Origin of the sequence: Roseateles sp., assembly GCF_036486225.1 — a bacterium.
Classification (GTDB): domain Bacteria; phylum Pseudomonadota; class Gammaproteobacteria; order Burkholderiales; family Burkholderiaceae_C; genus Roseateles.
Genome location: NZ_DASVNZ010000393.1, coordinates 1 through 25401, shown reverse-complemented (window position 1 = coordinate 25401; position 25401 = coordinate 1). Strand labels below are relative to the sequence as shown.

The following is a 25401-nucleotide window of genomic DNA, read 5'->3' as shown; positions in this document are numbered from 1 at the left end:
CGTCGGCAGCAGGGACGCGTCACCGCTCATGGTGCCGGCCTCATACGCCGCGGGCGCGGTCAGCCTGGAACCGCTGCCGGAAGCCCTCGAAGTCGCCGGCGTCCAGCGACTCGCGCACTTCCTTCATCAGGTTGAGGTAGTAGTGCAGGTTGTGCACGCTCGTCAGCATTGGGCCCAGCATCTCGCCGCAGCGGTCCAGGTGATGCAGGTAGGCGCGGCTGAAGTTCTGGCAGCAGTAGCAGGTGCAGGTCTCGTCGACCGGCTTCTCGTCCGACTTGTAGCGCGCGTTGCGCAGCCGCAGGTCGCCGAAGCGGGTGAACATGTGGCCGTTGCGCGCGTTGCGCGTCGGCATGACGCAGTCGAACATGTCCACGCCCTGGCGCACGCCTTCGACCAGATCCTCCGGCGTGCCCACGCCCATCAGGTAGCGCGGCTTGTCCGCCGGCAGCTGATGGGCGATGTGATCGAGGATGCGCAGCATGTCCGCCTTGGGCTCGCCCACCGACAGCCCGCCGATCGCGTAGCCCGGCAGGTCCAGATCCTTCAGCCCGGCCAGCGACACGTCGCGCAGGTGCTCGAACATGCCGCCCTGCACGATGCCGAACAGCGCATTCGGGTTCTGCAGCTTGGTGAATTCGTCCTGGCAGCGCTTGGCCCAGCGCAGGCTCATCTCCATCGACAGCCGCGCTTCCTTCTCGGTCGTCAGCTGGCCCTTGGACTCGTAGGGCGTGCATTCGTCGAATTGCATGACGATGTCGCTGTTGAGCACCGTCTGGATCTGCATCGAGATCTCCGGCGTCAGGAACAGCTTGTCGCCGTTCACCGGAGACGCGAACTTGACGCCCTCCTCGCTGATCTTGCGCATCTCACCCAGCGACCAGACCTGGAAACCGCCCGAGTCCGTCAGGATCGGCTTGTTCCAGCTCTCGAAGCGGTGCAGCCCGCCGAACTGCTTCATGATGTCCAGGCCTGGGCGCATCCACAGGTGGAAGGTGTTGCCCAGGATGATCTGCGCGCCCATCTCCTCGAGCGAGCGCGGCATCACCCCCTTGACGGTGCCGTAGGTGCCCACCGGCATGAAGATGGGCGTCTGCACGACGCCGTGGTTGAGCGTCATGACGCCGCGTCGTGCGCGGCCTTCGGTCTTGAGCAGTTCGAACTTCAGCATGGGCGCGATTATCGGGCCCCGCGTCCGATGGGGGTCGCGCGCGGGCCGGGCGTCGCGGCAGCGGCGTAGACTCTTCTCGCAATCGGGAGCGCAGACTCCCCGGAGAAGCATCTTGAGGTCCTGGATCGCCGCCCTTGTCGCGACGGCCGCCTGCGCCATCGCGCCGGCGTCGGCGCTCGCCTGCGGGCCCTACACGGTCGGCCTGTACGAGTACAGCGGGCTGTACTACCGCGATGAGCAAGGCCGCTGGGCCGGCATCGACAAGGACGTCGTCGACGAGGTGGCCCGACGCAGCGGCTGCAAGCTCACGGCCATCACCGAATCGCGCGTGCGCATCTGGGCGCGGCTCGCCTCCGGCCAGATGGACATGACGGTCTCCGCGCTGATGACGAAGGAGCGCGAGCTGCTCGTCGAGTTCATCCCGTACATCGAATCCAAGCAGTTCGTCGTGATGCGGCCCGCGCTGGCCGCGTCCAGCGGGACGCCGGCCGCCTTCCTCGCCGACAAGCGGCGTCGCGTCATCGTCGTGCGCGGCTACGTCTTCACGCCGACGGTGGAGTCCTGGCTCACGAGCCTGCGCATCCAGGGCCGCGTCGACGAGGCGCCCGACCAGCCCACCGCGATCCGCATCTTCAAGGCCGGCCGCGGCGACGCGGTCGTGCTGGGCGCGCACAGCCTGGCCCTGGCGCGGCGCGCCGATCCGGTGTTCGCGGCCTTCACCGCCCTGTCCTTCGCGCCGAACGAGCGCAGCATCGGCGCACTGGCGCTGTCCCGCGAGCGCATCCCGCAGGTCGATCGCGACCTCATGCGGCACGCCGTCGAGGAGATGCTGAAGGACGGCACCATCGAGGGCTTCAAGCACCGGCATCTGGGCGACGTGTCCGAGACGCCGTAGCAGCGACGGCAGCGGACGATGAAGGCCGGCGTCGGGCCGCGACAATCGCGCCCATGCCCCACAGCCTCGCCGCGCCGGTCCACGCCGAACTGATCATCAAGAAGAGCCGCTTCCTCGGCTGCGTGGAATCGGTGCCCGATCGCGCGGCGGCGCTGGCGCGGGTCGAGCAGCTGCGCGCCGAACACCCCGGCGCCGCCCACGTCTGCTGGGCGCTGATGGCCGGCGGCCAGTCCGCCGCCAACGACGACGGCGAGCCCGGCGGCACCGCCGGCCGGCCGATGCTGGAAGTGCTGCGCCACCAGGACCTGGAAGGCGTGCTGGCGACGGTGGTGCGCTACTTCGGCGGTGTGAAGCTGGGCGCTGGCGGGCTGGTGCGCGCCTACACCGACGCGGTCGCGCAGGCGCTCCTCAAGGCCGACAAGGTGCCTGTGATCCGCCTGCGGACGCTCCGCTGCACCCTGCCCTATGCGCAGGAGGGTCTGCTGCGCCGGGAGGCCGAGAAGGCCGGCGCGCAGCTGGTGGACGTGGCGCATGGCGCATTGGTCGATGTCACGCTGCGGCTGCCAGAGTCAGCCGCGAACGCTTTCGTCGCGACCTTGAATGAGTCGGGTCAGGGACGAATCGGGTGGCTCAAGCCGCCCGAGGATTAAACAGCCGCGCCGCAACGTCGCACGTTTGTCGAGACTGCGGCAGAAATGGTCTGCCTCGTCGCCCGTCGGACGCCCTCTGCGTCCAACGCGTCGGGCAGCCCGCTCGCGACCTCGCACATCCTGTCGATCACACCCATCGCATGCTGCGACGGAATGTCGCAGGCCTGCGCCAGGCGCAGCAGATGCTCCCGCCCCGGTGTCTTCGCCTCTCCCATCACCGCCGTCTGGTGATACCCCCCCGGTCCTGGATTGAAGGTCAGATCGAAGGCCGGTGCGACCTCCCATTCCATCCGCCGGTTCATCCTCAGAGCGAAGTTCTTCGTGTGATCGTCTCGATTGTTGAACACGACATTGAAGACGCATCGTTGGAAAGCCTTGAGCACCTCCTGGTGGCTGGCGGTCGCGAACTTGGTCGCCTGCATCAGTTGCTGATAGTCCGCAGAGGGCAGACGGAAGTCGGCGTGAAGCAGGGAGGCCAGCGATTGCACGGGCACGCGCATGCCCTCGCTGCGATCGAAGCGCTCCACGCCGAATGCGGCCAACTTCGGCGCGAGCTTGAACAGATGAACCGGCGGCATGTCGATCTCCGCCGCCTGCGCGAGTCGCGCGTACGCGACTTCGATGCCGCACACCTCGACGTGCTCGTTCTGCGCCGGGAACTTCACCAGCCAGGGCGCGCCCCTGGCGCGGGGATCGGTGCTCACCCGGCGCGATTGGGGATCGAACTGGACCAGCGCCTTGGGACGCGCGCCCTGCGGGGAACCGCCCACCACGGCCAGCGTCTTGAGCGCCTCCGAGTCCCGGTCCTCCACCACGTCGTGCGCCGCCTGGGCCAGCTGCAGCAGCGTCAGGTCTTCCTGCGTGATCTCCACGTCGCTCGCCGGCTTGAACGAGAGCGCCCCCATGGCCCGGTCGGCGATGAAACTCAATCGGTCCAAGGTGTTGAGGGTCGCAGGGTCGCGTCCGGACTTCCGGAAGACGCGGTCCATCAGCAGCAGGCCCCAGCCATCCGGTAGCGCATCGGCGATGAACCCGGGAACTCCGCCGAGATGTTGCGGAAAGTCCGCGTAGGTCTGCATTTGCAAGGGCACCCGCAGCGGCGAGAACTCGATGCCGCGTGCGATGGCCTCCGGGGAATACTCGAACAGGGTGGTCCGGGCGCGTTGCGCCAGGGTGCCCAGGGTCCACGACTGACCCCAGCCCTCAAAGACGATCTCGACCTTGTTCATGTCTTCCCCGGCCTCACGCGTTGGCGTTGCGGCGTCTCGAGCCGTTCCAGATCGGCAATGGACAGCGTCGCCTTCGGCTGGAAAGCGTCCTCCAGCTCGACGACGAGCGACAGCACCTGCAGCACCTTCACGAGCGACGCCACGGTGACGTTACCGCCCGCTTCAAGATTCCTCACGGCGTTGAGCGCCACACCGGCGCGCAGCGCCAAGTCCCGCTGGGTCCACGACCTCGACATCCTCTGCAGACGCAGGCGCTCGCCGAGCTCCGCCTGAATCTGCGTCGCCGAGGCCAATCTGAAGTCGATCATGGAAGCGTCCTTTTATAGATGCTTATGTCGGAATTATGCGACTTAAGAGCCCTTAAAGAGGCTCTTATTTGCATCTTGATTCTTTCGAGACGGCCCGCCCGGTTTTCTCCTCCATCGCCCATCCGCGAAGCCTCGCCGCCCTCCGCAGCCTAGAATCGCCGGCTGTTTTCCCCACTACCGCGCGAGACTGCCCGTGGCCGCAACCATCCTCCAAAAGATTCCCGCCGGCGAGCGCGTCGGCATCGCCTTCTCGGGCGGCCTGGATACCAGCGCCGCGGTGCACTGGATGCGCGGCAAGGGCGCCGTCCCCTGCGCCTACACCGCCAACCTCGGCCAGCCCGACGAGAGCGACTACGACGAGATCCCCCGCAAGGCCAAGGCCTACGGCGCCGAGATCGCCCGCCTGGTCGACTGCCGCGCGCAGCTGGTCGCCGAAGGCATCGCCGCCCTGCAGTGCGGCGCCTTCCACATCAAGAGCGGCGGCGCCACCTACTTCAACACCACCCCGCTGGGCCGCGCCGTGACCGGCACCGCCCTGGTCGTCGCCATGCGCGACGACGGCGTGAACATCTGGGGCGACGGCTCGACCTTCAAGGGCAACGACATCGAGCGCTTCTACCGCTACGGCCTGCTGGCCAACCCGGCGCTCAAGATCTACAAGCCCTGGCTGGACCAGACCTTCATCGACGAGCTCGGCGGTCGCAAGGAGATGAGCGAATATCTCATCGCCAACGGCTTCGACTACAAGATGAGCGTGGAGAAGGCCTACTCGACCGACTCCAACATGCTGGGCGCCACCCACGAGGCCAAGGACCTGGAGTTCCTGAACCAGGGCATGAACATCGTCAACCCGATCATGGGCGTGGCCTTCTGGAAGGACGACGTCGTCATCAAGGCGGAGACGGTGTCGGTGCGCTTCGAGGACGGCGTGCCCGTCGCGATCAACGGCCGGACCTTCCCCGACCTGGTCGAGCTGTTCATGGAAGCGAACCGCGTCGGCGGCCGCCACGGCCTGGGCATGTGCGACCAGATCGAGAACCGCATCATCGAGGCCAAGTCCCGCGGCATCTACGAGGCCCCCGGGATGGCGCTGCTGCACATCGCCTACGAGCGTCTGGTCACCGGCATCCACAACGAGGACACCATCGAGCAGTACCGCATGAACGGCATGAAGCTCGGCCGCCTGCTGTACCAGGGCCGCTGGTTCGACCCGCAGTGCCTGATGCTGCGCGAGACCGCCCAGCGCTGGGTCGCCCGCGCCATCACCGGCGAGGTGACGCTGGAGCTGCGCCGCGGCAACGACTACACGATCCTGGACACCGTCAGCCCCAACCTGACCTATGCGCCGGAGCGCCTGTCGATGGAGAAGGTCGAGGACGCCCCGTTCACGCCGGCCGACCGCATCGGCCAGCTGACGATGCGCAACCTGGACATCGCCGACACCCGCGACAAGCTCGGCGTCTACAGCCGCAGCGGCCTGTTGGGCAAGCACTCGGAAGGCTCGATCCCGCTACTGACCGGCGGGGACGAGTAAGACATACACGGGCTCCGGCGACACCGGAGTTCCCCGCAAAAGCCGCCGTCATCGGCGGCTTTTTCTTTGGGTGTCGACAGCGCCTCTCGACACTGATCGGGCTCCTTGTTCGTGAGAGCTCCCATGCGTCTGATCGCCCTGTCCGCCTTGATCCTGCTCGGCGGCACCTTGTCCGGCACCGTCCTCGCCACATCGCCGCCTGCCGCATCTCCGACCGAGTGGAAGAAGTGGTACGACGGATGGGTACGGCTCGAGGCCGACGGCAATCTGAGTTGCCTGAGTTTTAACGGCACGCACTGCTCCTGGAACAGACCGGTGTCCGAGCCCGGCAAGGTTCCGGCTTCGGAGTTGCAACCGCTCGTGTGCGGAACCGCGCACGCCGCCAAGTGGGGCAACAGGACCGGCTACAACGACGCGAACAACCTCAGCGGCGACCGACACTGGTGCCGCTCCGCCTACGCCACGTATTTCGCCAAGTGGCAGGATTACTCCATCCTGGGAGCCAGGCATTGGCTGTCCGAAACGCCGGCCGGCGATGCCATGTGCCATTCGACGGATGGCAAGACTTGCACGCTGGTCCTGCCGGGGGAGTCACAGCCGCCGTCCGGCGATGTCCATCCAGTGGTGTGCGGCGCCCATCACCGCCGCATCGATCGCGAGCAGGAGCTCGAACGCCAGCCCGACTTCACAGGCAAAGGCAAAGAGGGCTACGACACGCCAGGACACTGGTGCGCAACGCCCAAGATCGACGAGGACTTCGGCAAGCAGCAGGCGACGGCCGACTGGACGCAAATCGAAGCCAAGGGGTGGGCCCACTTCATCGAGCCCGCGATGCTCATGCGCGTCAGAGTGCCTCAAGGGCGATCGCTGATCCTGCGCACGGAAGCACTGCTCGAGAAGCCGGTGGTCTTTCAGCAGCAGGAGCTCTCAAAGGCCTTCTTCGGGCTGGAGTTCGGAAAACAGCTTCGGTTCCATCTAGGAGACACCCACGTCGAAGCCCCTCCATCCTGGAAGGCACTGGATCCGTCGAGCGATGAAGTCATCGTGGCTGCGACCGTGACACCGGAAGGCAACGCCTGCTTTTTTTCCGGGAAGAGCGGAGACCGCTTCTTTGCCGACGCGAATCTGATCGGCGACACCCGCCAGATTCTTGACGACGCACAGCAGCCTGTCCGTTTCACGGCCAGCAGCGCCGAAGCGGTAGCGATGCTGATGGGCGGGAAGCCGATGACGGCCGTCGGACCCGTCGATTGGCGCGCCGACACCGGGGCCGACTTCGCGATCGACAAGGTGCTGATGCTGTACGCGCGCTTCGTGCCGGTCGAGGGCGACATCACCGGCAAGAAGCGCCCGATCTACTACGCGGCTGATTGCGACCAGCGATGATCTGTCGTCCGGGGTCGTTCGATCCCGGCAAAAGCAAAAAAGCCGCTGATCACTCAGCGGCTTTTTCCGTCACAGGGCCGACGAGGCCCGATGCGGCAGATCAGCTGCGGCGGCGGCGGGCGATGAAGCCCAGCGCGCCCAGGCCGGCCAGCATCAGCGCGTAGGTGTGCGGTTCCGGCACGGCCGGCGCGACCGCGGCGTTGACGTTGGAGCTCAGGAACTCCGCGCGCAGGCCGGTGAAGTTGTAGGTCTGGTCGACCGTGTCGGTCACGACGAACTGCAGCGTGTTCACGCCCGCCAGGAAGCCGCTCGAGGCCGCGAACGAGGTCCAGTCCGCGTAGCCGCGCTGGCCGGAGATGGTCGAGATCGCCACGCCGTTGAGCAGCAGCACGCCGTTGTTGTCCGCCGCCCAGTGGCCGCTGAACGAGGCGCTGCTGGCGTCGAAACCGGTCAGGTCGAAACTCAGCGTCCAGGTGAACGTCGAGTTGCCGTTCGGGCTGTAGTTGGTGTTCTGGTCGGCACCCGGGATCAGCCACGCCGAGGACGCGGTGTTGGGCAGCCAGCTCGGGAACGGATCCGCGTTGCCGTTGCTCACCACGCCGAAGCCCGACAGGCCGGCCGCGTCGCCGGTTGCCGTGTACTTGTAGTTGGTGTCGGTGCTGCCGGTCGACTGTCCGGCGCCCGTGTTCACCAGGCCCCCGATGGAAGCGGCGGCGGCCAGGCCGCTGAACAGCGCGGCGGCGGCGGCGATCGAGGTGCGAGCGAACAGCGTCATGGTGGATCCCGGACAGAGGGTGGTCTAGTGGCCTCGATTGTCCCTAAACCTAGGGGTGCACGCCCCCCCGTGGGCGCGGGGGGACACCACAGTCCGAAAGAGGGGTCGGGTGTTGCCCGAGCCGTCATTTCGCGCCAGAACAGCGCGGTTTCGCATCAGAAGGGCGCATCGCGCCCTTCGTCGGATCAGGTCGCACCGTCTTCGGGCGCGGCAGAAATGCCCGGTGGAACCGGCGCCGAAGCCGGCGCCGGCTCGATCCTCGGCAGGTGCCCGAGCTTGTCGGGATTGCGCTGGACATAGATCGCGCTGACGCGGCCCGGTTCCGGCGCGGGTCGCAATGCGACGGTCTGGATCGGCTCGCCGGCCACGTCGTAGACGATGTAGCCCGGCAGCCCGTTGATCCGCGCGGGACGCACGCGCCAGTCCCGGGCGGTGGGCATCTTCACGAAACCCACGAAGGTCCGCGCCACCAGGGCGCCGCCCTCGAGCATCCGCGGCACCGCCGTGACCTTGCCGCCGCCGTCCGCCAGCAGGATCGCGTCATCGGTCAGCACCTTGGCCAGTCCTTCGACGTCGAAGGACTGCAACGCCCCCATGAAGGCCTGGAACAGGCGCTGACGCTCCTCGTCCTCGACCTCGTGGCGTGCGTAGTCGGACTTGACGTGCTGCCGCGCGCGGCTCGCCAGCTGGCGGCAGGCCGCGGCGCTGCGACCCAGCCGGCGGCCGATCTCGTCGAAATCCAGCTCGAACACCTCGTGCAGCAGGAAGGCGGCGCGCTCGAGCGGGGACAGCCGCTCCAGCGTCAGCATGAACGCCACCGACACGTCCTGCGCGAACTCGGCCTGGGTCTCCGGGTTCGGCGACCAGTCGCCGGCGTCGTCGATCAGCGGCTCGGGCAGCCAGACGCCGACGTACTGCTCGCGCCGCATCGCCGCCGACGAGAGCCGGTCCAGGCAGAGGTTGGTCACCAGCCGCGACAGGAAGGCGCCGGCATGGCGCACGGTCGACTCGTCGACGTCGGCCCAGCGCAGCCAGGCCTCCTGCACGATGTCCTCGGCCTCCGCCCGCGAACCCAGCATCCGGTAGGCCAATGCGCGCAAGGACCGCGCGTGGTCGCGGTCGTAACGCAGCGCGCGGGCCGCGGGCGAGGGATCGAGCGCCGGATCGCCGGCGTCAGCGGAGTCGGGAGCGGTGTCGGTCATTGGCGCGTCGTCCGGAGTCGTCTTGCCCACAAGACGTCGCAGCCTACTCCGATGTGACAACGCGCCTGTCGATCAGCGCCGGGCGCGCTCCAGCAGCATGGCGTCGCCGTAGCTGAAGAAACGGTAGCGCTGTTCGATCGCGTGGCGGTAGAGCGCCATGATCGGCTCGTAGCCGGCGAAGGCCGACACCAGCATCATCAGCGTGCTCTTGGGCAGGTGGAAGTTGGTCACCAGCCGGTCGACGACCTGGAAGTCGAAGCCAGGCGTGATGAAGATGTCGGTCTCTCGCGCGCCGGCCTTCAGGCCGCCGCCGAGTGCCGCCGATTCCAGCGCGCGCAGCGTCGTCGTGCCGACGGCCGTGACCTTCCCGCCCGCGGCGCGACAGCGCGCGATCGCCTCGACGGTCTCCGGCGTGACCTGGAACCACTCGCTGTGCATCTTGTGCTCGGCCAGCGACTCGACGCGCACCGGCTGGAAGGTGCCGGCGCCGACGTGCAGCGTCACATGCGCCGTGCCGACGCCGCGGTCGGCCAGGCGCGCGAGCAGCGCCTCGTCGAAGTGCAGCGCGGCGGTCGGCGCGGCGACGGCGCCGGGCTCCCGCGCGAACACGGTCTGGTAGCGCCGCACGTCGTCCGCCGAGTCGCCGTGCTCGATGTAGGGCGGCAGCGGCACATGGCCGTGCTGCTCGAGCAGCGCGAAGGGATCGCCGGACAGCCGCAGGTGGAAGAGCCCGTCGTCCGGCCCGCAGCGGCCGAGGACCTCGGCGTCGAAGGCGTCGGCGAAGCGCACCACCGCGCCCGCCTTCGGGCTCTTGCTGGCGCGCATGTGGGCCCAGACCTCGCGCGTGCCGGGCAGCACGCGCTCGACCAGCGCCTCGACGGCGCCGCCGCTGGCCTTGGCGCCGTACAGGCGGGCCTTGATGACCTTGGTGTCGTTGAACACCAGCAGGTCGCCGGGGTTGAGCAGGTCGGGCAGTTCGCGGAACACGCGGTCGACGGGCGGATCGGACCGGCCGTCGAGCAGGCGCGAGGCGCTGCGTTCGGCGGCGGGATGCTGGGCGATGAGGTCGGGGGGCAGAGCGAAATCGAAATCGCTCACCGAGAAGGTTCGGGACATGGGCGCGATTTTCCCACTAGTCCTCCCAGCCCCCCTATTGCCAGCGCGCCCCCTGCTGCAGCAGCATCGCCAGCCGGCCGCTGCCCTGCAGATCGCCGATGCCGCGGCTCAACGCGGCGGCGAAGCGCTCGCCCTCGGGCCGGACCTTCGAGAACACCGTGTACAGCGGCACCTCTGACACCGAGGGCTCCAGCCACACCAGCTTGCCAGCGGATTCGCGCAGATGGGTTTCCAGCAGGTGGGCGCCGACGCCCTTGTCGATCAACGCCAGATCGACGCGCCCGGCCAGCAGCTTGCGCAGGTTGGCAAGGTCGTCGACGGCGCCTTCGACCGGCAGGCTCGCCGCGTCGAAGCGCGGCGGGTTCGCATAACCGTGGACCACGCCGACGCGCAGGTCGCGCAGCGCGGCGAGGTCGTCGACGCGCCGCCTGCGATCCGCCCGCGCCATGAAACCGACCTGGTTGAGGATCCCGAGCGGCTGCGGGAAGCGCATCGTGCGTTCGCGCTCGACCGATCGCCACGCGCCGATGACGCCGTCGTGGTCGCCGCGCTGGAACTCGAGCAGCGCCCGGGCCCAGGGCCGGAAGGTGAGCGTCATCGACCGGCCCGCCTGGTGCAGCGCGGCGCGGGTGATCTCGCAGGCGACGCCCCCGCCGGGCAGCGTGCTGCCGGTATACGGGGGAAACTCCGTGGCGACCATCCGCACGGGCGCGTCCGCCGCGCGTGCCGGAACGGCGGCGGCGGCGGCAAGCCAGAGCAGGCTCTCGCGGCGGGTGGTCATGGGTGGACGGATCGGGAAAGGGAGGTCGACACAGCCTAGCAGCCAGCCATGTCGGATGCGCCCCCGTCGACCCGGGGGAAATGCCCGGTCGCCCCGGCGGAAGCGGCAATCGGTCACGGCGGCCCATGAAAAGAGCCGGCCGACGCTCACGACGCCGGGCACGGAGGCGCCTTCTGAACGTTCTGGCACCTCGCCCATGGGAGGGATCGCCCCAAGGCAAAATCCCACCCACATGACCCAGGCCAGCACCGCTCCATCGTCACCGCCGCCGCCCTCGACACCGGGTCGCGCGGGAGCGGGTGCGGACGCCGCGCCGTCCAAGTCCGCGCCGCAGAAGGCGATGGAGAAGATGGGCCTGGCGCGCGACATCGACCTCGCGTTGCACCTGCCGCTGCGCTACGAGGACGAGACCACGCTGACGCCGCTGGACCGCGCGCACGACGGCGACACGCTCCAGTGCGAAGGCGAGGTCGTCGAGAGCCGCATCGAGCACCGCGGCCGCCGCCAGTTGCTGGTCAAGCTGCGCGACGACGACGGCGCGCTGTTGACGCTGCGTTTCCTGCACTTCTATCCCGCCCACCAGAAGACGATGGCGGTCGGTACCCGCGTGCGCGTGCGCGGCGAGATCCGCGTCGGCTTCTTCGGCCGCGAGATGGTCCATCCGAACTTCCGCAAGGTCGACGCGGACACGCCGCTGTCGACCTCGCTGACGCCGGTCTACCCGACCAGCGCCCAGTTGCCGCAGGCCTACCTGCGCAAGGCGGTGGCGTCCGCGTTGCGCAGAGCCCCGCTGGACGAGGTGCTCCCGCTGGCGCTGGTGCCCAAAGGCCTGCCCGCGCTGCGCGACGCGCTGAACTTCCTGCACCATCCACCGCCGTCGGCCGGTCTGTCGACGCTGGAGGACCACACCCATCCGGCCTGGCAACGGCTCAAGTTCGAGGAGCTCCTCGCCCAGCAGCTCAGCCAGCAACGCGCACAGCGCGAGCGGGCCCATCTGCGGGCCCCGCCCCTGCGCGGCGCGGCGGGCGGCCTGCATGAACGGCTGCTCGCCGCCCTGCCCTTCGCATTGACCGGCGCGCAGCACCGCGTCGCCGGGGAGATCGCCGCCGACATCGCCCGCCCGCAACCGATGCACCGCCTGCTGCAGGGCGACGTCGGCTCGGGCAAGACCGTGGTGGCGGCGCTCGCGGCCGCCGTGGCCATTGATGCCGGCTGGCAATGCGCGCTGATGGCGCCCACCGAGATCCTGGCCGAACAACACTTCCGCAAGCTGATCGGCTGGCTGGAACCGCTGGGCATCCGCGTCGCCTGGATCACCGGCAGCGTCAAGGGCAAGGCGCGGCAGAAGATGCTGGACGCGGCCGCCTCGGGCGAGGCCACGTTGATCGTCGGCACCCACGCGGTGATCGAGGACAAGGTGCGCTTCCACCGCCTGGGGCTGGCGATCATCGACGAGCAGCACCGCTTCGGCGTCGCTCAGCGGCTGGCACTGCGCAAGAAACTCGCCGACGAAGCCGCCGGGGCGGTCGATGCGGGCGCGCCCGGTTCAGGCCCGCTCGAGCCCCACCTGCTGATGATGAGCGCCACGCCGATCCCGCGCACGCTCGCGATGACCTACTTCGCCGACCTGGACGTGTCCACGATCGACGAGCTGCCGCCGGGTCGCAGCCCCATCGTCACGCGCGTCTTCGCGGACGGCCGGCGCGACGACGTGATCGAGAAGATCGCCGCCGCCGTCGAGGACGGGCGGCAGGTCTACTGGGTCTGCCCCTTGATCGAGGAGTCCGAGGCGCTCGATCTCAAGAACGCCACCGAAACGCACGCCGAGCTCGGCGCCGCGCTGCCGGGCAAGCGGGTCGGCCTGCTGCACGGCCGCATGCCGGCGGCGGAGAAGGCGGCGGTGATGTCGCAGTTCAGCGCCGGACAGATGGACATCCTGGTCGCGACGACCGTCATCGAGGTCGGCGTCGACGTGCCCAACGCGAGCGTGATGGTCATCGAGCACGCGGAGCGCTTCGGCCTGTCGCAGCTGCACCAGCTGCGCGGGCGCGTGGGCCGGGGATCGGTCGCCAGCGTGTGCGTGCTGATCTACACCGGGCCGCTGTCGGACACCGGCAAGTCGCGCCTGCGCGCGATGGCCGAAACGACCGACGGCTTCGAGATCGCGCGCCGCGACCTCGACATCCGTGGGCCGGGGGAATTCATGGGCGCGCGCCAGAGCGGCGCGCAGCTGCTGCGCTTCGCCGATCTGCAGGAGGACGCGCCGCTGCTGAGCGCGGCGCGGGCGCTGGCGCCCCGGCTGCTCGACGAACAGCCGCGCGCGGCGCAGCTGCAGGTCGAGCGCTGGCTCGGTCACAAGACCGAGTACCTCAAGGCCTGAGGGCCCCGAGCGGGATCAACGCAGGCGGATCGCCCAGTACAGCAGGACTTCGGTCGCCGGGGTTTCGGCACCGGTGTAGAGCTGCGGCTCGGCGTTGATCTTGTCGACCGTGGCCTGGCCTGAGATCACGCGGCCGAAGGCGGCGTAGCCCGGATTCGGATTGGTGGTCGAGGCGCTGTAGTCCAGCGCGGCGCTGTTGTCGGCGGAATTGAAGAAGAACTGGCTGGTCGCCGAGTCCACCGGCGTGGCCAGACGCGCCATCGCGATCGTGTACTTCACGTTCGAGATGCCGACGTTGCTCTCCAGCTTGATGGTCCCGCCCAGGTTGTTGCCGGGGGGCTTGGCGGCGTAACCCGTGATGTAGGCGCCACCCTGCGCAACGAAGCCGGGCACCACGCGGTGGAAGATCGTGTTGTCGTAGAACTTCGCGTCGACGTACTTCAGGAAGTTGGTGACCGTGATCGGCGCGCGGGCGTCGAGCTCGACGACCATCTCGCCGTCGCTGGTCAGCATGCACACGACGTTGGCCGCCGTGCTCGCATTCGCCGCGGCGACGCCGGCGGTGCTGCACGTCGTGGTCGGCGCGACCGTGATCGGGTTCGGCTTGGGCCGCTGCACCGGGTTGCCGCTGTCGTCGTCGCTGCCACCGCCGCAGGCGGCCAGGATCAGGACGCCGCCCAGCGCGGCGGACAACGCCAGCAGGCGGGGTTTGGAGGAGATGGTGGAGGTGAAGGTGATCGACTTCATGTGGGCTCGCGTTGGGAGCTCATGGCTCCCGATTTCTGGCAAAGAAGGGCGAAGTATCGTGGGCAGATAGACACAAGTCAGGGGGGCGGGTGCGCGCGCCGCACGAAATGAGACCGGGCTTTCCCTAACGCCGTCTTTACAGAGTGTCGGACGTCACTGAGTGGGTTCCGGACAGGCCAGGATCCTCGTCAGAAAGACACGTCCCGTTTCAGAACTCGAGGTTGTCGATCAGGCGCGTCTGGCCGATCTTTGCGGCGGCGAGCGCCACCAGCGCGTCGCCCTCGCGCGCCGCGCCGAGGTCGTGGCGGCGGCGCAGCGTGAGGTAGTCCGGCGCCCAGCCCGCGTCGCGCAACGACTGCATCGCGTCGGCCTCGATGCGGGCCAGGTCCCGCTCACCGGCCTGCCAGCGCGCGATCATCGCCTTCAGCGTGCGCGACAGCAGCAGCGCCTCCTGCTTCTGCTGCTCGCTCAGGTAGCCGTTGCGCGAGGACAGCGCCAGACCGTCGCCGTTGCGCTCGGTTTCGCCCGCGAGGATGCGGATCGGCATCGCCAGCTGGTCGACCATGCGGCGGATCACCATCAGCTGCTGGTAGTCCTTCTTGCCGAAGACGGCGACGTCCGGCTGGACGATCTGGAACAGCTTGGCGACCACCGTGCAGACGCCGATGAAGAAGCCCGGTCGGAAGTGGCCCTCGAGGATGTCGGCCAGCTCGACGGGCGGGTGCACCTTGTAGCCCTGCGGCTCGGGGTACATCTCGCGCTCGTCGGGCGCGAAGATGAGGTCGCAGGTGGCGCTCTCGAGCAGCTCGGCGTCGCGGGGGAGCGTGCGGGGATAGCGGTCGAAGTCCTCGTGCGGCGCAAACTGCAGCCGGTTGACGAAGACGCTGGCGACGACGAGGCCGTCGGGCCCGACGGCCGCGCGGGCCTGGCGCACGAGCGTCAGGTGACCCTCGTGCAGGTTGCCCATCGTGGGCACGAAGGCGACCTGACGGTCCCCCGCGAGCGCGGCGCGCAGGCCGGCGATGTCGTGGTGGATCCGCATGCTCAGTAGGTGTGTTCGGCCGCGGGGAAGGCGCCGGACTTGACGTCGGTCACGTAGCGCGAGAAGGCCTCGCCGATCGAGGCCGCGCCCTGCAGGAAGTCGCGCACGAAGCGCGGCTTGCGGCCGCCGCCCACGCCCAGCATGTCGTGCATCACCAGCACCTGGCCGGAGCACTCCGCGCCCGCGCCGATGCCGATCACCGGCACGCCGAGGGAGCGGGTCAGCTCGCCGGCCAGCGCCGCCGGCACCATCTCCAGCAGCAGCATCTGGGCGCCGGCGTCGACCAGCTCGCGCGCATGCGCCTTGATGCGCGCGGCACCGGCTTCATCGCGGCCTTGCACCTTGAAGCCGCTCAGCGCGGTCACGGTCTGCGGCGTCAGGCCGAGGTGGGCGCAGACGGGGATCCCGCGTTCGGTCAGGAAGCGCACCGTCTCCGTGGTCCAGCCGCCGCCCTCGAGCTTGATCATGTGCGCGCCGGCCTGCGCCAGCTGCATCGCGTTCTTCCAGGCCACCTGCGGCGACTCGTGGTACGTGCCGAACGGCAGGTCCGCGATGACCCAGGCGACGCGACGCGCGCGCGCCACGTTGGCCGTGTGATAGACCATCGCCTCCAGCGTGACCGGCACCGTCGTCTGCAGGCCCTGCACGACGTTGCCCAGCGAATCGCCGATCAGGATCGAATCCACGCCGGCGTCCTCCATCGCGTGCGCGAAGGTGGCGTCGTAGGCGGTCAGCATCGCGATCTTCTCGCCGGCGGCGTGCATGTCGAGCAGGCGTTGCAGCGTGACGGGCTTGCGGTCGGGCGCAGCGCCCGCCGGACGCGGCACGGCGTAAAGAGACGTCGGTGGGGACACCGGCGAGGACGTCGGAGGAGCGGTCGGGGGGGAGGTCGATTCGGTCATGCGTGTCCCCTGGAGGATGGTCCGGGGAGGGTCCGGGGGGTGGGGCGGCAGTGTACCGGGACGGTGTCACGATGCCGCTTTCTGAGGACAATGCCGGCCCATGACCCTGACTGAACTGCGCTACATCGTCGCCGTCGCCCGTGAGCGCCATTTCGGCCGCGCCGCGGAGGCCTGCTTCGTTTCCCAACCGACCTTGTCGGTCGCGATCAAGAAGCTGGAGGAGGAGCTCGACGTCAAGATCTTCGAGCGCGGCGCCAACGAGGTGACGATGACGCCGCTGGGCGAGGACATCGTGCGCCAGGCGCAGTCGGTGATCGAGCAGGCCAGCGCGATCAAGGACATCGCCAAGCGCGGCAAGGACCCGCTGGACGGGCCGCTGCGGCTGGGGATCATCTACACGATCGGGCCCTACCTGCTGCCGGAGCTGGTCAAGCACTGCATCGACCTCTATCCGCGCATGCCGCTGATGCTGCAGGAGAACTTCACCCAGAAGCTGCTGGACATGCTGCGCACCGGCGAGCTGGACTGCGCCATCATGGCCGAGCCCTTCCCCGATGCGGGCCTGGCGGTGGCGCCGCTGTACGACGAGAGCTTCGTCGTCGCGGTCCCGGCGGTGCATCCGCTGGCGAAGAAGCCGCGCATCAGCGCCGAGGAGCTGAAGGCCGAGACGATGCTGCTGCTGGGCAACGGCCACTGCTTCCGCGATCACGTGCTGGAGGTCTGCCCGGAGTTCGCGCGCTTCTCGACCGACGCCGAGGGCATCCGCAAGAGCTTCGAAGGCAGTTCGCTGGAAACGATCAAGCACATGGTGGCGTCCGGGATGGGCGTCACGGTGGTGCCGGCGCTGAGCGTGCCGGACCATGTCCCGCCGCACCTGCGCTACGTCCCTTTCGAAGATCCGGCGCCGACGCGCCGCGTCGTGCTCGCGTGGCGTCGCACGTTCACCCGCTACGAGGCGGTCGCGGCGCTGCGCAACGCGGTCTACGCGTGCACGCTCAAAGGAGTGACCTTGCTGTCGTGAGGCTTCGTCTCCGCTACCAGTGCGGCGGCTTGCGGATAGGCTTCTTGCGCGTGGGAATCACGATCGGCAATTGCGATGACGACAGTGCTTCATCACTCAACGACGACAACGTCCAGTCAGCCATTTCAGCCAACGCGGCACAGGACCTGCGGTGATTGGAGATGCCCTCCACTGCAGGTCGGATCGGCATCACGACACCGATTCCGATGTGCGGAAAGTCTTCGCGGATCGCTTCCAGTGCCGGTTCGAAATCGCTGTCATTCGTGATGACCACGATGCGGTCGTACAGCCCACTTGCGGCGTCTCGATACAGGCGAACTGCCATATTGACGTCAGTCTTCTTTTCCTCGATTCGCCACACACGCACCCGCCGGCCGCGATCAAATGGTTGACCGGCAACGTACTCAGGGAGCAATGAACCAGACGTATCGCAGGTGTGCGTGCCGAAGACCGCTTCGAAGCGCCCTTCGTGGCGCGCTGCCAGCGCACGCAGGTAGGTGGTCTGGGCCTCCACTGACGCAGCGCCATGGCCCGAAAAACGCGCCAGCGCGTAGGCCGTGAACAGATTCAGCTTGGTCAAGGTCTCGTTCTGATCGCGCTGCGCCAAAAGCAAGTCCATCAATCCGACCAGATCCAACCACTTGAACGGACTGCCGCGCAACCGCCCGTAGTACAGGTTGTAGCCGTCGACATAGGCGCCAACGCGAAGGGGCGTCTTGATGTTGTCAAGAGAATGAAGGTCCAGAAAGTGAAAAGGCCACCCCGGGTGGAGCGGCCTTTTCGTCCCAAGCGGGTTGGCTAACTGAATAGCGCCCGCAGGGGAGTAGTCGTGATGCGATTGTCGCCCTTCTTCAAACCTGCCGTCAATCTGAATCTCATCGCTCAGTTAGTTTTCCCAATCGTCATGCTTGAACTATTCAAATATACAAATCAATAGCCATTCTCTAAATTCCTACTCCTGCGCCGTCTCGATCATCCCTTCGGGAGATTTCAGCGACGGGCATTTCGGATTTCATCTGCAAGGAGCAAGACATGACCCCACGTTCCGGACAACGCACACTGGGTTGGCTGCTGGTGGCCGCCGGCGCCGCGCTGAACGTGCAGTCGCTGATCGACTGGATGCGACACAGCGTCGCTTGAACAGCACCGCCGCACGCACCTCGGTCATGTTGCCGATCCCCTGGATCGGTTAGGCTGCTCAGCGTCTTTTGTCTTCCATTCCCGTAAGGAGTCCCTCGATGGCCAAGAAGAGCCCCTCTCCCGCCAAAGCCGCCTCCGCCAAGGGCGCGCCGTCCATCCAGATCGGCATCAGCGACAAGGACCGCGCGGCGATCGCGCAGGGTCTATCCAAGCTGCTGGCCGACACCTACACGCTCTACCTGACCACGCACAACTTCCACTGGAACGTGACGGGGCCGATGTTCAACTCGCTGCATGCGATGTTCATGGCCCAGTACACCGAGCTGTGGAACGCCGTGGACCCGGTCGCGGAGCGCATCCGCTCGCTGGGTCACAAGGCGCCGGGTTCGTACGCGCAGTTCGCGGCGCTGAGCTCGCTGCCGGACGCGCCGACCACGCCGCCGAAGGCGCTGGACATGGTCCGCATCCTGGTCGACGGTCATGAAGGCGTCGCCCGTACCGCGCGCGCGCTGTTCGACCTGGTCGACAAGGCCAGCGACGAACCCACCGCCGACCTGCTCACGCAGCGCCTGACGGTGCACGAGCAGACCGCGTGGATGCTGCGTTCGCTGCTGGAAGAGTGATCAGCCCACGGCCTTGATGCGACCGGCCCGCCCGGCCTGCGCCAGCATCGAGGCCAACGCGCACGACGCGAGCCGCGCCGTGCGCGAATCGGCGCGGCTGGTCAGCACGATCGGCACCTTCGCACCGAGCACCACCCCGGCCGCGTAGGCCTGCGCCAGGAAGCTCAGGCTCTTCGCCAGCATGTTGCCGGCGTCCAGGTCCGGCACGATCAGCACGTTGGCCACGCCCGCCACGGGCGAGACGATGCCCTTGATGCGCGCGGCCTCGGGGTCGATGGCGTTGTCCATCGCCAGCGGCCCGTCCAGCACCGCGCCGGTGATCTGCCCGCGGTCCGCCATCTTGCACAGCGCCGCCGCATCCAAGGTCGACGGCACCTTCGGATTCACCGTCTCCATCGCCGACAGCAGCGCCACCCGCACCTCAGGCAGCAGCAGCGCGTGCGCGAGATCGATCGCGTTCTGCACGATGTCGACCTTCTCCTCCAGCGTCGGCGCGATGTTGATCGCCGCGTCCGAGATGATCAGCGGCTGCGCATGCCCGGGCACGTCCATCACGAAGCAATGGCTGATGCGCCGCGCCGTGCGCAGGCCGCCGTCGCGGCGCACCACCGCGCCCATCAGCTCGTCGGTGTGGAGGCTGCCCTTCATCAGCGCGTCGGCCTCGCCCTTGAGCGCCATCGCCACGCCCATCTCCGCCGCCGCATGGCTGTGCGGCACATCGACCAAGGTGTAGCGCGAAAGGTCTACGCCGGCCGCCGTCGCGGCCTCGGCCACCTTGCCCGCCGGGCCGATCAGGATAGGCTCGATCAGGCCCAGCGTCGCCGCTTCCGTCGCCGCGAGCAGGGACACGTCATTGCACGGATGAACGACCGCCATGCGCAGCGGCGGCAGTTCGCGCACCGCTGTGATGAGGCGGTCGTAGTGCGGATGGGCACCGGGCGCTGGTTCGGTCATGGTTCGATCACCCTGCGTCTCCCTCGGACATTGGCAACGAGTCGCGGTCGATGATGCATGCTGCGGTGCAACAAATCAAGCCGAGCGGACCTCGCGAGGCGGTGCTGGGAGCAATGCGAATGTCCGGAACGTCCGACTGGATCCACGACTGGCAAGCGTACGCGACCGACGCGTGGCAGCGCTCGCTGCTGACGCTGGACACGATGCGCGAGCGCGGCAACGTGTTCCTCGACCACCTGCAGGCCGGCAAGCCCGCGCTGCTCAAGTTCGAACATGAACTGCTGATCGACGGCCGCGACCTGCCTCAGCCCTGCAACTACGCGCTGTTGCGCATCCTGCCGGCGGATGGCGACATCGTCGATCCCGCGCGGCGTCCCATCGTCGTCATCGATCCGCGCGCGGGCCACGGCCCGGGCATCGGCGGCTTCAAACCGGACTCCGAGATCGGCGTCGCGCTGCGCGCCGGCCATCCGGTCTACTTCATCACCTTCGAGCCGGAGCCGGTCGAGGGTCAGACCTTGCTCGACGTCGCGCGCGCCGAGGCGCACTTCATCGAGGAGGTCGCCCGCCGCCATCCGGAGGCGCCGGGCCTGCCGGCGGTGATCGGCAACTGCCAGGCCGGCTGGGCCGTGGCCGCGCTGGCCGCGGTGCGCAGCGACCTGATGGGCCCCATCGTCCTGAACGGCGCGCCGCTGTCGTACTGGGCCGGCTCGCCGGAGCAGAACCCGATGCGCTACGCGGGCGGCGCGCTCGGCGGCGCGTGGATGTCGGCGCTGTCGGCGGACCTCGGCGGCGACCGCTTCGACGGCGCGCACCTGGTGTCCAACTTCGAGAACCTCAACCTCGCCAACAGCTGGTGGGACAAGTACTACCACCTCTACGCCAACGTCGACACCGAGCGCGAACGCTTCCTCGACTTCGAGCGCTGGTGGGGTGGCTACTTCCGCATGACCGGCGAGGAGATCGAGGCCATCGTCGAGAACCTCTTCATCGGCAACCGCCTGGCGCGCGGCGAGGTCGAGATGGAAGGCTACCGGCTGGACCTGCGCAACATCACCGCGCCGATGGTGATCTTCGCGTCCTGGGGCGACAACATCACGCCGCCGCAGCAGGCGCTGGACTGGATCATCGACGTCTGGGGCAGCGAGAAGGCCCTGATCAAGGCGGGCCGCACCATCGTCTACATGCTGCATCCGAAGATCGGCCATCTGGGCATCTTCGTGGGCGGCGGCATCGCGCGGCGCGAGCATGAGCAGATCCTCGACACGCTCGAGCAGATCGTCGCGCTGCCGCCCGGCCTGTACGAGATGAAGATTGACGCCCGCGATCCCGAGGCACCGCTGGCGGCTCTGGAATCGGGCGACTACTCGGTGAGCTTCGTGACCCGCACCGTCGACGACCTGCGCGCGCTGAACCCGGAATGCCGCCGCGACGAAGCGCTGTTCAGCACGATCGCGCAGGTGTCCGAGATGAACATGCGCCGCTACCGCCAGTGGCTGCAGCCGGCCGTGCGCGCGGTCGGCAGCAAGGCGCTCGGCGACTGGCTGCGCTGGGTGCACCCGCTGCGCCAGCAGCATCTGGCGATCTCCGACCTGCATCCGCTGGCGCCATGGATCAAGCAGGCGGCCGATGGTGTTCGCGAACGCCGTCAGACGGTCGATGCGGAGAACCCCTGGCTGAAATGGGAACAGCTCGGCTCCCGCGCGATCAGCGAGTCGCTGGACCGGCTCGGGCACCAGCGCGATGCGACGCTCGTGCACTGGATCGAAGCGGTCTACGGCCCCCACGGTCTCGGCGCGCTGCTGCCGCCGCGGGAATCGGATCTCGCCTCCGGCGCCGCGCACGCGGCCGCCGATGAACGCGAGGGCCGCCGCATGGCGCTGGAACAGGTCGGACAAGGCGGCTTCGCCGACGCGGTCTGCCGCATCCTGCTCGCCGGGCTCGCGCACCGCGGCGTCGTGCAGCGGCGTGGGCTGGTGCTCGGCCAGCTGCTGGCCGACTCCCACCGCCGCATGGCCGAGGATGCCGAAGGCGCCGTCGCGGCCGAGGCGGTCCCCGGCGAGGACTGGGCGACGCTGCTGCACCGGCAGGCGCTGATCGTGACCTTCGCGCCGGACGAGGCGATGGCCGCGCTGCCAACGCTGCTCCCGACCCTGGAGGACCGCGAACAGGCCCTGGCGCTCGCGAGCGCGGTGCTGATGAGCGAATCCGAACTGGCCGATCCGAAATCGCCGACGGCGCGCTACGTCCACGAGCTGCTGCACGTCGATCCAGCGCGCGTCGCCGACATGGCGCTCGCGCTGTCGGCGCCCGGCACGGCGTCGACAGCGGCTGCGGCGACGGTCTCGATCGCGGCCTCTCCAGCGTCCAAGACGGCGCGTCGCCGCAAGGCGGTCGCATGAACTCCGCTGCCGTGCAGTTCGGCCGGCTGCTGGCCGGGCGCAAGGTGCTGATCACCGGCATCGCCAACGACCAGTCCATCGCGTACGGCTGCGCCCGCGCCTTCCGCGCGATGGGCGCGGACCTGGCGCTGACCTACCTCAACGACAAGGCGCTACCGCACGTGAAGCCGCTGGCCGACGCGCTCGGCGCCGACATGCTGCTGCCGCTGGACCTGCGCGATCCCGACGCGCTGGACGGCGTCTTCGCCGCCGTGTCCGAGCGCTGGGGCGTGCTGCACGCCGCGCTGCATTCGATCGCGTTCGCGCCGAAGGATGATCTGCACGGCCGCCTGATCGACAGCAGCGCGGCCGGTTTCGCGATGGCGATGGACATCTCGTGCCACAGCTTCATCCGCATGGCGCGGCTCGCGGAGCCGCTGATGCGCGCCTCCGGCGGCACGCTGTTCACGATGAGCTTCCAGGGCGCGAGCAAGGTCGTCGAGCACTACAACCTGATGGGGCCGGTGAAGGCCGCGCTGGAGGCGTCGGTGCGCTACCTGGCGCATGAGCTCGGTCCGTCGGGCATCCGGGTGCACGCGATCTCGCCGGGACCGATCGCGACGCGCGCGGCCTCGGGCCTGGAGGAGTTCGACCAGCTGCTCGCGGACGCCGCCGCGCGCGCGCCGGCCCACGCGCTGGCGACCATCGACGACGTCGGCTACGCGACCGCGATGCTCGCGGGCGATCACGCGCGGCTCATCACCGGCTCCACGCTGTACGTGGACGGCGGTTATCACATCATGGGGTGAGCAATGGATGCACGACTTGAAGGCGAATTCATCGCGGTCGTCAACGCGGGCTCCTCCAGCATCAAGCTGTCGATGTACTCGCTGCACGAGGACCGGCGACTCGGTCCGTTGCGACTCGAGTTGCGCGCGCAGGTCGAAGGCATCGCCACGGCGACGCCGCATTTCGAGGCCTCGCATGCCGACGGCTCGAAGGCCGGTTCACGCGACTGGCCCATCGGCGAGACGCTGACGCATGAGGCCGCGCTCGATCACCTGGTCGAGTTCGTCACCCACGAATTCCCCGGCATCGAGATGCTGGGCATCGGCCACCGCGTCGTGCACGGCGGCACCGCATTCGCGCAGCCGGTGCGGGTGACGCCGCCGGTGCTGGCGCAACTCGAGGCGCTGACGCCGCTCGCGCCGCTGCATCAACCGCACAATCTGGCGCCGATCCGCCGCGCCTTCTCCGCGCTGCCGGGGCTGCCGCAGGTCGCGTGTTTCGACACCGCCTTCCATCGCGGCCAGTCCGACGTCGCCGACGCCTTCGCCCTGCCCTACGCGCTGTTCGAAGCCGGCGTGCGCCGCTACGGCTTCCACGGCCTGAGCTACGAGTACATCGCCTCGCGGCTGCCGGCGCTGTCGCCGCGGCTGGCGGACGGGCGCGTCGTCGTCCTGCACTTGGGCAACGGCGCCAGCGCCTGCGCGCTCCACCGCGGCCGCAGCATCGCCAGCAGCATGGGCTTCACCGCCGTCGACGGCCTGCCGATGGGCACGCGCAGCGGTGCGGTCGATCCCGGCGTGTTGATCTACCTGATGGACGAGCAGCGCATGGATGCGCGCGAGCTCGAGACCCTGCTCTACAAGCAGTCCGGACTGCTGGGCCTGTCCGGCATCTCCAGCGACATGCGCCAGCTGCTGGCCAGCGACGCGCCGCGGGCGCGTTTCGCGATCGACGTCTTCGTCCACCGCGTGGCCCGCGAGATCGGCGCGCTGGCGGCGGAAATGGGCGGCCTGGACGGGCTGGTCTTCACCGCCGGAATCGGCGAGCATGCTGCGGAGATCCGCCGGCGCGTGCTGTCGCGCTGCCTGTGGCTGGGGGTATCGGTGCAGGACGCCGCCAACCGCGAGGGGCCGGCCGAACGCCGGATCAGCACCGTCGACAGCCGGTGCGAGGCCTGGGTCATCCCCACCGACGAGGAACTCATGATGGCCCGCCACACATTCCGGCTGCTGGCCGGGGAGGAGTGACCATGCGAACGCCCAAGCAACGCCACAGCCACGAGGAGTGGGAAAAGACCGTCGAGGACGTGGACCTGCAGATCGCGCAGCTGGCGATCATGTGCCACGTGCGGCTGCTCGATCCCGGCGTCATCGAACGCGTGCTCGACAACGACCTGCGCATCTGCGGCGACGGCCACGAGAGCGGCTTCGAGAAGCTGCGCGGCATGCTCTACCTGCACTACGAGGTCCAGGCCCGGCTGGCCGAGGAGCTCGGCCCGGTCGACGCGGCCGAGGTGATCCAGCGCGTGCGCCAGCACCTGCTGGTGCGCATCGGCACGCAGTTGGGCACGCTGGGCACGGCGCAGACGCCGGGCGCCGGCGGCGGTCCCGGCGGCCAATAACCCCGACGGCTTGGGCCCGGCGGGCAGCGGCGCTACAGTGGGCCGCATCGCCTTGCGGGGTCACTCCATGCGCATCGCCATCCTTTCCTTCGACGGCTTCAACGAGATCGACAGCTTCCTCCCGCTGGGGTTGCTGAACCGGCTCAAGCCGCTGGGCTGGTCCGCCGAGCTGTGCGGCCCGGGGCCGGCGGTCACCTCGATGAACGGCGTGACCGTGCAGTTGAAGCACCCGCTCGAGTGGGCCAACGAGGCCGACGCCGTCTGGTTCGGCTCCGGCATCTACACGCGGGCGATCGCGGAGAACTCGGCGCTGCTGGACCGGCTGCAGCTCGATCCGACACGGCAGCTGATCGCCTCGCAATGCTCCGGCGCGCTGCTGGTGGCGCGGCTGGGGCTGCTGGGCGACGCGCCGGCCTGCACCGATTCGTCCACCCGACCCTGGCTGGTCGAGGCCGGCGTGCGCGTCCTCGACGAGCCCTTCCACGCCCGCGGACCGGTGGCGACCTCGGGCGGCTGCCTGGCGTCGCAGTACCTGTCCGCATGGCTCATGTGGAGCAAGGCCGGCGAGTCCGCCGCGCGCGATGCCTTGACCTACGCCGCGCCGGTCGGGGAGAAGGATGAATACGTCGAGCGATTGCTCTCCCGCGTCCGCCCCTTCCTGCCTGCGGCATGAAGGGTCTCACGAGGTCCTGACACCGGAGTCGGCGGCAGCCGGCCCCGGGGGATGCGTCCTGCAGTTAAGCCCCGCCAGCGTGGG

General features: G+C 68.7%; 24 protein-coding genes. 12 read left to right on the top strand and 12 right to left on the bottom strand.

From position 1 onward, the window contains the following. Positions 1 to 40: 40 nt before the first annotated feature. Positions 41 to 1168, bottom strand: coding sequence for a tRNA guanosine(34) transglycosylase Tgt (gene tgt / locus VF536_RS25540; protein ID WP_331617767.1), 1128 nt, complete (start codon positions 1166 to 1168; stop codon positions 41 to 43). Between the two features lie 112 nt (positions 1169 to 1280). Between tgt and VF536_RS25535 the strand changes: the two genes are divergently transcribed. Beyond that, a complete protein-coding gene (locus VF536_RS25535) occupies positions 1281 to 2063 on the top strand; it encodes a substrate-binding periplasmic protein (protein ID WP_331617766.1) in 783 nt (260 codons plus the stop codon). Between the two features lie 53 nt (positions 2064 to 2116). Next, the gene (locus VF536_RS25530; protein ID WP_331617765.1) at positions 2117 to 2713 is read left to right on the top strand and encodes a YigZ family protein; all 597 of its coding nucleotides are present in this window, start codon (positions 2117 to 2119) and stop codon (positions 2711 to 2713) included. Here VF536_RS25530 and VF536_RS25525 read toward each other — a convergent pair. Further along, a complete protein-coding gene (locus VF536_RS25525; protein ID WP_331617764.1) occupies positions 2710 to 3942 on the bottom strand; it encodes a type II toxin-antitoxin system HipA family toxin in 1233 nt (410 codons plus the stop codon). The genes VF536_RS25530 and VF536_RS25525 overlap by 4 nt on opposite strands. Next, a complete protein-coding gene (locus VF536_RS25520) occupies positions 3939 to 4250 on the bottom strand; it encodes a helix-turn-helix domain-containing protein (RefSeq protein ID WP_331617763.1) in 312 nt (103 codons plus the stop codon). Before VF536_RS25520 ends, VF536_RS25525 begins: the two co-directional genes overlap by 4 nt. A gap of 193 nt (positions 4251 to 4443) precedes the next feature. Here VF536_RS25520 and argG point away from each other — a divergent pair, with 193 nt between their 5' ends. Together argG and VF536_RS25510 are read left to right on the top strand one after the other, a co-directional pair. After that, positions 4444 to 5784 carry an argininosuccinate synthase gene (gene argG / locus VF536_RS25515; protein WP_331617762.1) on the top strand — a complete coding sequence of 447 codons (1341 nt, stop codon included), beginning with the start codon at positions 4444 to 4446 and terminating at the stop codon, positions 5782 to 5784. 123 nt (positions 5785 to 5907) lie between these two features. Further along, positions 5908 to 7170 carry a hypothetical protein gene (locus tag VF536_RS25510; RefSeq protein WP_331617761.1) on the top strand — a complete coding sequence of 421 codons (1263 nt, stop codon included), beginning with the start codon at positions 5908 to 5910 and terminating at the stop codon, positions 7168 to 7170. Between the two features lie 100 nt (positions 7171 to 7270). Here VF536_RS25510 and VF536_RS25505 read toward each other — a convergent pair whose 3' ends face one another. The 4 genes from VF536_RS25505 to VF536_RS25490 form a co-directional block, all read right to left on the bottom strand. After that, the gene (locus VF536_RS25505) at positions 7271 to 7945 is read right to left on the bottom strand and encodes a PEP-CTERM sorting domain-containing protein (protein ID WP_331617760.1); all 675 of its coding nucleotides are present in this window, start codon (positions 7943 to 7945) and stop codon (positions 7271 to 7273) included. A gap of 185 nt (positions 7946 to 8130) precedes the next feature. Continuing rightward, entirely contained in the window at positions 8131 to 9147 is a 1017-nt protein-coding gene (gene sigJ / locus VF536_RS25500; RefSeq protein WP_331617759.1) for an RNA polymerase sigma factor SigJ, read from the bottom strand. Between the two features lie 72 nt (positions 9148 to 9219). Beyond that, positions 9220 to 10263 (bottom strand): tRNA preQ1(34) S-adenosylmethionine ribosyltransferase-isomerase QueA, encoded by a 1044-nt coding sequence (queA, locus tag VF536_RS25495; protein WP_331617758.1) that lies wholly within the window; start codon positions 10261 to 10263, stop codon positions 9220 to 9222. Positions 10264 to 10297: 34 nt separating this feature from the next. Then, entirely contained in the window at positions 10298 to 11044 is a 747-nt protein-coding gene (locus tag VF536_RS25490) for a transporter substrate-binding domain-containing protein (RefSeq protein WP_331617757.1), read from the bottom strand. Between the two features lie 232 nt (positions 11045 to 11276). Here VF536_RS25490 and recG point away from each other — a divergent pair, with 232 nt between their 5' ends. Then, positions 11277 to 13424 (top strand): ATP-dependent DNA helicase RecG, encoded by a 2148-nt coding sequence (gene recG / locus VF536_RS25485; RefSeq protein WP_331617756.1) that lies wholly within the window; start codon positions 11277 to 11279, stop codon positions 13422 to 13424. 15 nt (positions 13425 to 13439) lie between these two features. Here the strand turns inward: recG and VF536_RS25480 are convergent, their stop codons facing one another. The 3 genes from VF536_RS25480 to panB form a co-directional block, all read right to left on the bottom strand. After that, positions 13440 to 14171 carry a peptidylprolyl isomerase gene (locus VF536_RS25480; RefSeq protein WP_331617755.1) on the bottom strand — a complete coding sequence of 244 codons (732 nt, stop codon included), beginning with the start codon at positions 14169 to 14171 and terminating at the stop codon, positions 13440 to 13442. Positions 14172 to 14379: 208 nt separating this feature from the next. Beyond that, positions 14380 to 15213 (bottom strand): pantoate--beta-alanine ligase, encoded by an 834-nt coding sequence (gene panC / locus VF536_RS25475; protein ID WP_331617754.1) that lies wholly within the window; start codon positions 15211 to 15213, stop codon positions 14380 to 14382. A 2-nt stretch (positions 15214 to 15215) separates the two neighbouring features. Beyond that, the gene (gene panB / locus VF536_RS25470; protein ID WP_331617753.1) at positions 15216 to 16115 is read right to left on the bottom strand and encodes a 3-methyl-2-oxobutanoate hydroxymethyltransferase; all 900 of its coding nucleotides are present in this window, start codon (positions 16113 to 16115) and stop codon (positions 15216 to 15218) included. A gap of 100 nt (positions 16116 to 16215) precedes the next feature. Here panB and VF536_RS25465 point away from each other — a divergent pair, with 100 nt between their 5' ends. Further along, positions 16216 to 17136 (top strand): hydrogen peroxide-inducible genes activator, encoded by a 921-nt coding sequence (locus tag VF536_RS25465; RefSeq protein ID WP_297532779.1) that lies wholly within the window; start codon positions 16216 to 16218, stop codon positions 17134 to 17136. Between the two features lie 13 nt (positions 17137 to 17149). Here VF536_RS25465 and VF536_RS25460 read toward each other — a convergent pair whose 3' ends face one another. Next, a complete protein-coding gene (locus VF536_RS25460; RefSeq protein WP_331617752.1) occupies positions 17150 to 17797 on the bottom strand; it encodes an NYN domain-containing protein in 648 nt (215 codons plus the stop codon). Between the two features lie 577 nt (positions 17798 to 18374). On the opposite strand from VF536_RS25460, the gene VF536_RS25455 reads away from it, so the two are divergent. After that, positions 18375 to 18899 (top strand): Dps family protein, encoded by a 525-nt coding sequence (locus tag VF536_RS25455; RefSeq protein WP_067280034.1) that lies wholly within the window; start codon positions 18375 to 18377, stop codon positions 18897 to 18899. On the opposite strand, the gene VF536_RS25450 is transcribed toward VF536_RS25455, so the two are convergent. Beyond that, the gene (locus tag VF536_RS25450) at positions 18900 to 19853 is read right to left on the bottom strand and encodes a phosphate acetyltransferase (protein WP_331617751.1); all 954 of its coding nucleotides are present in this window, start codon (positions 19851 to 19853) and stop codon (positions 18900 to 18902) included. A 119-nt stretch (positions 19854 to 19972) separates the two neighbouring features. Here VF536_RS25450 and VF536_RS25445 point away from each other — a divergent pair, with 119 nt between their 5' ends. The 5 genes from VF536_RS25445 (at position 19973) to VF536_RS25425 (ending at position 25317) form a co-directional block, all read left to right on the top strand. Further along, complete coding sequence (locus VF536_RS25445) at positions 19973 to 22255, top strand: DUF3141 domain-containing protein (RefSeq protein WP_331617750.1); 2283 nt, start codon at positions 19973 to 19975, stop codon at positions 22253 to 22255. Further along, on the top strand, positions 22252 to 23043 hold the full coding sequence (gene fabI / locus VF536_RS25440) for an enoyl-ACP reductase FabI (RefSeq protein WP_331617749.1): 792 nt from the start codon (positions 22252 to 22254) through the stop codon (positions 23041 to 23043). Before VF536_RS25445 ends, fabI begins: the two co-directional genes overlap by 4 nt. Positions 23044 to 23046: 3 nt before the next feature. Then, positions 23047 to 24270, top strand: coding sequence for an acetate/propionate family kinase (locus VF536_RS25435; RefSeq protein ID WP_331617748.1), 1224 nt, complete (start codon positions 23047 to 23049; stop codon positions 24268 to 24270). Positions 24271 to 24272: 2 nt separating this feature from the next. Then, positions 24273 to 24644, top strand: coding sequence for a hypothetical protein (locus VF536_RS25430; RefSeq protein ID WP_331617747.1), 372 nt, complete (start codon positions 24273 to 24275; stop codon positions 24642 to 24644). A gap of 67 nt (positions 24645 to 24711) precedes the next feature. After that, positions 24712 to 25317, top strand: a complete 606-nt coding sequence (locus VF536_RS25425; RefSeq protein ID WP_331617746.1) for a DJ-1/PfpI family protein — start codon at positions 24712 to 24714, stop codon at positions 25315 to 25317. The last annotated feature ends 84 nt before the right edge of the window (positions 25318 to 25401 follow it).